This is a genomic window from Collinsella sp. TF07-1 (assembly GCF_003437235.1).
GTDB lineage: Bacteria > Actinomycetota > Coriobacteriia > Coriobacteriales > Coriobacteriaceae > Collinsella.
This window is the reverse complement of the sequence record NZ_QSRV01000014.1, coordinates 34568-40567: the sequence shown is the minus strand read 5'-3', so window position 1 is coordinate 40567 and position 6000 is coordinate 34568. Positions and strand designations below refer to the sequence as shown.

At 64.4% G+C, this 6000-nt stretch carries 4 protein-coding genes; 3 read left to right on the top strand and 1 reads right to left on the bottom strand.

Features of this window, described 5'->3' with window-relative positions; all coding sequences use genetic code 11:
- A partial coding sequence (locus tag DXC67_RS06610) for a lipopolysaccharide biosynthesis protein (protein WP_369831367.1) occupies nt 1–1550 on the top strand: 1550 nt, incomplete at its 5' end.
- A gap of 176 nt (nt 1551–1726) precedes the next feature.
- A complete protein-coding gene (locus DXC67_RS06605) occupies nt 1727–2848 on the top strand; it encodes an IS110 family transposase (protein ID WP_147327762.1) in 1122 nt (373 codons plus the stop codon).
- Between the two features lie 429 nt (nt 2849–3277).
- On the opposite strand, the gene DXC67_RS06600 is transcribed toward DXC67_RS06605, so the two are convergent.
- The gene (locus tag DXC67_RS06600) at nt 3278–4117 is read right to left on the bottom strand and encodes a metallophosphoesterase (protein WP_117637797.1); all 840 of its coding nucleotides are present in this window, start codon (nt 4115–4117) and stop codon (nt 3278–3280) included.
- Between the two features lie 253 nt (nt 4118–4370).
- Here DXC67_RS06600 and DXC67_RS06590 point away from each other — a divergent pair, with 253 nt between their 5' ends.
- Nucleotides 4371–5972, top strand: coding sequence for a potassium/proton antiporter (locus DXC67_RS06590; RefSeq protein ID WP_117637796.1), 1602 nt, complete (start codon nt 4371–4373; stop codon nt 5970–5972).
- Nucleotides 5973–6000: the final 28 nt, after the last annotated feature.

The window sequence follows — 6000 nt, the reverse complement described above, 5'->3', positions numbered from 1 at the left end:
CCACCCCCCGCCGCAATGGCGTCGCCGCCCCCGCCGTAGCGGGCAGCGGCACCGCAAGGGCCCAGGGCGGACGCATCGAGAATGGCCTGTTCCCCGCCTCCCACACGGCCGAAGAGCTCGCGCGCATCCAGGAGCTGAGCCAGCGCAACGCCGGCGGCCCCGACAGCAGCCAGGCCACGCGCCGTCGCCGGCGCGAACGCGATCGGGAGCCCGGCCCCGTCCGCCGCATGGTCAACGCTTGGTGGAACCGTCTGCTCGGTGCCGTCTACGGCGGCGGCTTCTCCATGCAGGAAGCGGAATACGAGGAGCACGCCACCAGTCGCGACTATCTTTGGAACACCCTCGGCACCGCCGTGTGGGGCTTGGCATTTCCGCTGCTCACCATCGTGTCTACGCAGCTCGTGGGCGCCGAAGAAGCAGGCAAATTCTCCATCGCCTTTGTCACCGGCACGCTCATCATGATCGCGTGCAACTACGGCGTGCGCAATTTCCAGGTCTCGGACATCGACGAAAAGACGTCCTTTGCCTCCTACCAGCTCAACCGCTGGCTTTGTGGAGCGCTCGCGCTGGCATGCGGCCTGGTATACAGCAGCGCCCGCGGCTACGATGCGCAGATGGCCACGATCGGCCTGGGCGTCTACCTCTATAAGGTGATCGACGGCATCGCCGACGTGTACGAGGGCCGCCTGCAGCAGGCCGACAAGCTCTATTTGGCAGGCATGAGCCAAACGCTGCGTTCCGCCGGCGTCATCGCGGTCTTTAGCGTGGCACTGTTCCTCACGCGCAGCATGCCCATCGCGGCCATGGCCATGGGCATCGCCGCGATTGCCTCGCTCGTACTGGTCACCGCCCCGCTCGCCCTGCTCGAAACCGAAAAATCACGCCGCATGAGTCTGCGCGAGGCTGGCCACCTGTTTGTCCAGTGCGCCCCGCTCTTTGGTGCGCTGTTCCTGTTCAACCTTATCGAGAGCATGCCCAAGTTTGTGATGGAGGGCACGCTGGCATACAAATATCAGCTGTACTTTAATGCACTGTTTTTTCCGGCGCAGGCCATTTTGTTGAGCATTGGATTTATCTATAAACCGCAGCTCCTGCGCTTGTCGAGCATTTGGGCTAATCCTCGCAAGCGTCGTCGCTTTGACCTGATTATTGTTGCCGTTATGGCGCTGATCGTGGTCATCACCGGCGTGTGCGCCGCATTTATGGCAGGTCCCGGTATTCCCCTCATGAGCTTTATGTACGGCCTCAGCTTTGAACGCTACCGTACGCTGGCGCTGCTGATGGTCGTCGCCGGCGGCGTAACCGCGGCCATCGATTTTATCTACGCCATTATCACGGTGCTGCGCCACGCTGGAGACGTCACCAAGATCTACCTGATCTGCTTCGCCGTAAGCGTGGTGCTGCCGGTGATCCTGATTAAGCTACTGGGTCTGATGGGCGCTGTGGTGAGCTACCTAGCCATCATGGCCCTACTCCTGGTGCTGTTGATTGTCGAATACGCCCACATTCGCCAGCGCATAGAACGCGACCGCAACCCGTACGGCGCCTAATTCGAATCAATTTGAAGAAAAGAAACGTCGATGTTTTGGCACCGACAGACACTATGACCCAATCCAGGGGCACGGAAACGACAGGAGCCCCCGCTCGTGACCGCGGGTCGGGGCTGCGACAATGTTGTTGAAGTGCCAGAGGCGCAGCCGCGCCGCAACGAGGTTGGGAGGCTCCCGTGCCTAGATATTCTACCGCCTTCGGAATGGACGTACACCTCAGGTCCACCACCGTCTGCGCGCTCGACGCGGAGACGGGCGAGGCCGTGACGAGGAGGTTCCGCGGCAACCCCTGGGGCGAGGTCGCGGAGTGGATGTCGGGCTTCCCCGGCCCGTCGCTCGCCGCCTACGAGAGCGGCTACCTCGGCTTCGCCCCGCAAAGGGAGCTCTCCGGGCTCGGCGTCGACTGCGTCGTCGCGGCCGTCTCCAAGGTCCCGAGGTCGGCTGCCGACCTCTCGTCCAAGAACGACCGCAACGACGCGGCCAGGATGGCCAAGGCGATACTGTCGCACGACGTCACCCCGGTATGGGTGCCGTCCCCCGAGATCGAGGGGCTCAGGGACCTCGCCGCCGCCCACGACGCGGCGACCGCGAGGCTCGCGGCGGCGAAGCAGCGGCTCCTGGCGTTCCTAGCCCGCCGCGGCTATGTCTACGGCGGCACGACGCCGGCCGGCAACCCCCGGAAGTACTGGACGTACGGCTTCCTCAGGTGGCTCGACGGCATACACCCCGCCGACGACGGAGGCATCCGGGCGCTTGCGGCGCTGAGGAACGAGGTCGAGGCGGCCGACGAGACGAGGGAGGCCCTCCTCGCCGAATACAGGGCCGCCGTCGCGGCGGGCCCCCTCTCGGCCGAGGTCGAGGCGCTCCAGTCGATCAAGGGGTGCGGGTTCGCGCTCGCCGCCGCCTTCGCGTCCGAGGTCGGCGACTTCTCGAGGTTCCGCTCCGGCAGGCAGGTGACGGCCTACTTCGGCCTCGCCCCGAAGCAGAGGTCGAGCGCGGACTCCGTGCGCCTCGGCGGAATCAGCGGGGCCGGCAACGCGCTCGTCAGGAAGCTGGCTGTTGAGGGTTCATGGTGCTACGCCGCGGCGCGGCACCAGCCGAAGCTCATGCCGAGGGACACGGGCGTGCCCCTCGAGATAAGGATGCACGGGAGGAAGGGGTCCGAGAGGCTCCTGCGCCGCCGCGAGGAGATGATCGCCCGCGGGATGCCGCAGGCGAAGGCGAACGCGGCCACCGCGGCCGAGCTCGTGAGGTGGCTGTGGGCCCTCGGCACGATGTGCCGGGAGGGCGCGGAATAGACATAAGCCCCCGTCCCGGCGAGCCGGGCAGCCTTCGGGGACACCCCCGTTCTCGCTGTGCGCGCGGCGGCCGCCGCATGCGCGAAGACAGACTAGGGGAACCCCGCCGAAGGAGAGGATTGCGGGCCGCCGGAGCGGTATCCGCGGATATGAGACTGAGCCGAAGGCGTCGATGACATGCCGGGGGCGGACCGGGACGGGTTTAACGGCAGGCCCCGCCGACCGATTGCAAGCGGTCGGCGGGGCCATTGTGGCCCTTGACAGTGGATTGGGTCATATGAGCGAGCAGTCTCAAAGTGCCCCAGGTTGGCGCGAAAGAGGAGCGACGCGTACTTCCGTACGCGAACGACGGTTTGAGCGACAAGATGGGGTGCTTCGGGGCTGCGCAGCATCAACGTGGCCGCCGTTCGGTAGAACGGCGGAACAAAGTTATTCCCCGGGGCGAATATTCGCGTAGAACTCCGCCCCATCATCGAGCCGCAGGATGCCCACGCGACCGAACTCGGAGCCGGTGGCGGCAGCGCAGTCGATGTCGATGCGATCGGGCACACCGGCGGCATCCTCGCCGCCCAGGCGCACGATCTGCCCGCGGCCCGACTCCTCATCGAGCCCCGCAAGACCACCGACCTCGCAATAACGCCCGAGCGACACCGTTGGCGTGTGACCGCTCACCACGACCGGACCCTTGCCCCCGGCAGAAAGCAGCCCGGTCGGCGCATCCCAATAGCCGTGACGAATCCACAGCAGGTCATCGGCCGACTGCACCGCGAGCATCTGCTGCAGCAGCTCGCGATCGGCACCCACCGCTCCAACGCCATCGGCACAATCGACGCCATGCTCAAGCAAAAACGCGCGCGCCGCCTTCATCTCGATTCCAGCATGTACCAGCAGATACGGGCGCTCCTCGGTCTCGGCCACCGCGTAGAGCGGCAGCGCGGCCATCCATCGCACGAGCTCCTCGTATGCGTCAAATTCCATGTCGTTGAGCTGCTCGCGCGTCGTCCAGCCACCGTTGATATCCCAGGTCTCGGCATCGAGCGGATCCTGGCCAATGATGGCATCGAGCATGATCTGCTCGTGATTGCCCTTGAGCACGAGGGCGTTGGGCAGCGAGCGCACGAGCTTAATAACGCCGACCGGATCGGGCCCGCGATCGATCATGTCGCCCAGCACGTACAGCGTGTCGTCGGACGCCAGCGAAATCTTAGACAGGGCCTCGTCAAGCGCACGCACGTGCCCGTGAGCATCAGATGTCACATAGATCGCCATGGTACGCCTCTCCTTGCATTGCGGCCAAAGCCCGGCGCCGCAACTAAAACTTCAAGTTGAACTTAAACGTTACCCATTGTACTCCGTTGCAATAAAGCTGGAAAGGGTTTCCGAGCAGAGGCAAAGACGGCAGCCGTCTATGACGATATCGCGCACGCCCGCAATCCAACCCCATAAACCCACCATCTTTGGGTACAAATAACCGCAGACAACTAACCGTGCCACGCCAACCACCCAGGAGCGGACACCATCCATGAACCAGATCCTTCTTTTTATCGGCCTCGTCATCATTTTGTGCCTGACCATCAAACCCATCGGCAAAAAGCTCCCCTTCCCCACCCTGCTTATCTTTATCGCGCTCGGCATGCTGTTGGGCGTCAACGGCCCGGCGCATATCGACTTTAGCGACTACGCACTCACCGAAACCGTCTGCAGCACGGCGCTATTGTTCATCATGTTCTACGGCGGCTTTAACACCAACATAGACCGCGCCAAGCCCGTCGCCGCGCCGGCGGTGCTGCTGAGCACGCTCGGCGTCGTCATCACCGCAGGCATCACCGGCGTGTTCGCCCACTTTGTGCTGGGCTTCGACTGGATCGGCGGCCTGCTGCTGGGCTCGGTCGTGGCGTCGACCGACGCGGCGAGCGTCTTTAGCGTGCTGCGCGAGCACAACCTGTCGCTAAAGGGCGGCACCGACTCGCTGCTCGAGGTCGAATCGGGCTCCAACGACCCCGTCGCCTACATGCTCACCGCGGTACTCGCCACCCTCGCGGCGGGTGGCAACATCGACATTCCCGTGCTGCTGGCCAAGCAGATCATCCTGGGCGTGGGGCTGGGCCTTGCCATCGGCTGGATATCCAGCCGCCTGATTGAGCGCGCACACGCAACGGCCGAGGGCGCGCAGACTATCTTTTTGTTCGCCGTGGCGATCGTCGTCTACGCACTGCCGAGCTACCTGGGCGGCAACGGCTTTTTGGCCGTATACCTGGCAGGCATTGTGCTGGGCGCGAGCGACATCACCGGCAAGGTCGAGATGGCGCACTTCTTTGACACCCTTACCGAGATGGCCGAGATGACGATCTTCTTCTTGCTCGGCCTGCTCGTCACGCCCGCGCGCCTGCCGCAAATGCTGCTACCCGGCCTTGCGCTCATGGCGTTTATGCTCTTTGCGAGCCGCCCCATCGCCGTCGGTCTGCTGCTGGCGCCCTTTAAGACGAGCCCTCGCCAGGTTGCGCTCGTAAGCTGGGCGGGCTTGCGCGGCGCGGCTTCGGTCGTCTTTAGCCTCTTTGCTGTGGTGGCCGGCGTTCCCGGCGGACACGACCTATTTGACCTGGTGTTTGTGATTGCCGTATCGAGCATTGTGGTGCAGGGTTCGCTACTGCCGGCGGTGGCGAAGAAACTCGATATGATCGATGCGGCCGGCGACGTGCGCCGCACCTTTAACGACTACCGCGACGAGGACGGCATGTCGTTTGTAAAGCTCAAGGTGGGCGCTGGCCATCCGTTTGCCGGGCGCTCGCTCGCCGATATTGGCAGCGCGACGGACATGCTCGTGGTCTTGGTGCTGCGCGACGGGGCGCACCCGGTACTGCCCAACGGCGATACCGTCATCGAGGAAGGCGACCTTCTGGTGATGGCAGCCCCAACGTTCGAAGAGCGTGCCGAGGTTACGCTGCGCGAGGTCACCGTGACGCTCCACGGTCGCCTGGCCGGTCAGCGCCTGCGCGACGTGCCGCAGGGCAAGCACCCGTTTATCGTGGTGATGCTCAAGCGCGAAGGCCAAACGATCATCCCCGATGGCAACACCCTAATATACGCCGGCGACGAAGCCGTCATCGCCACGCTGGCGTCATAGGGGCCAGAGGCACAGCTACCCCAGCCCC